Source organism: Mesorhizobium sp. 1B3, assembly GCF_050958605.1.
In the GTDB taxonomy this organism is placed as follows: Bacteria; Pseudomonadota; Alphaproteobacteria; order Rhizobiales; family Rhizobiaceae.
The window spans coordinates 1-1,194 of record NZ_JBJHDO010000032.1; the positions used below are offsets into that span (position 1 = coordinate 1).

The window sequence follows — 1,194 nt, forward strand, 5'->3', positions numbered from 1 at the left end:
TTGGGCTGAAGATGCGCGCGGCCGTGACGGACTGGCCGGCCGCGGCGCGCCCGTGGACGAGTTGCATGACCCTGGCGGCCACGATCAGCGCGGTCGCGGCCAGACGTTCGAGCGCCTCGCCATCGGCGATGAGGCTTTCCTCGATGTCGATGGCCTGCGATTTCATTGTTCGGAAGAGCTGCTCGACAGTCCAGCGCGAGCGGTAGAGATCGACCATAGCGGCGGCATCAGCGAAGGTTTTGATGCTGTGGGTGGTCAACAGCCGCCAGATCACCGCCTCCTTGGCCGAAGGCGGATCGATCTCGCGCACTTCGACAATGTTGAGGCTGAGTTCACCGGGGTCGCGCTGATCGGCCCCAAGGCGGGGCTGGCGCAAAGTGACCTCAGCGAAGCGAACCGCCAACCGCACGGCGCGCGCCGGGCGGCCAGGACGCGCCGTAAGCTCGAAGGCGATACGACCGGCTTCCGGCCCTGCGGCGATCTCGCTGAACAGGCGACCCTGCTTGCCCAAGGCTCGGTCGCGCACGGCGCGAATGAGCACATGGGTGCGCGCGTCAGGCAGCCTGGCAAACACTTCGTAGATATCGGCCTCGCGGTCGCCGATGACGGTGACCAGCGGCGTGTCGGACAGCGCCTGGCATGCCGCTTTGGCGGTGCCGATCCATTTGTAGCTTTCCTTCTCTTCGATCGGCAGAGCCTGGTAGTTTGCCGCTTTCTGCCCCTCACGCCGCCAAATCGTGGCCGCTGCAAGACCCAGAACGCTGCCGTCGGCAGCATCCACGGCGAGCGCCGGATGCACGAACAGCCCGACATCCTTGCCATTGCCGACACGCCCAAGGCCGCGCTTGCGCGACGCCTTGGCCTCGTAGTTGATCTCGCTGCTGTCCTGGATGACCAGCACATGGCGGCCAGCCGCCGCCTCTGCCGTGCGCGCCGCCGCCGTCCGAATGATCTCCCGCGTCGTCACGCTGGGATTGCGAAACAGGCGCGTGAACGCAACCTTCTCGGCGCGCGTGTCTGCCAGCCGGCGTATCCCCGCACTGACGCGCGCAAACATGCGCTCCAGCACCATGCTCCCCTTTTTTGCAAGCGCACGTCGCCGAAGTATCCAAGCAGCGGTACCATCGTTGAAATCTCCACAATCAACAATGGCTGCTACAGAATCACACATGATTCGAGCTTCTCAAGCCCCTG

General features: G+C 64.9%; 1 protein-coding gene. It reads right to left on the minus strand.

The genetic code is table 11. From position 1 onward, the window contains the following. The coding region (locus tag ACCO56_RS33020) for an IS4 family transposase (protein WP_433645206.1) at positions 1 to 1,057 on the minus strand (1,057 nt) is incomplete at its 3' end. Positions 1,058 to 1,194: the final 137 nt, after the last annotated feature.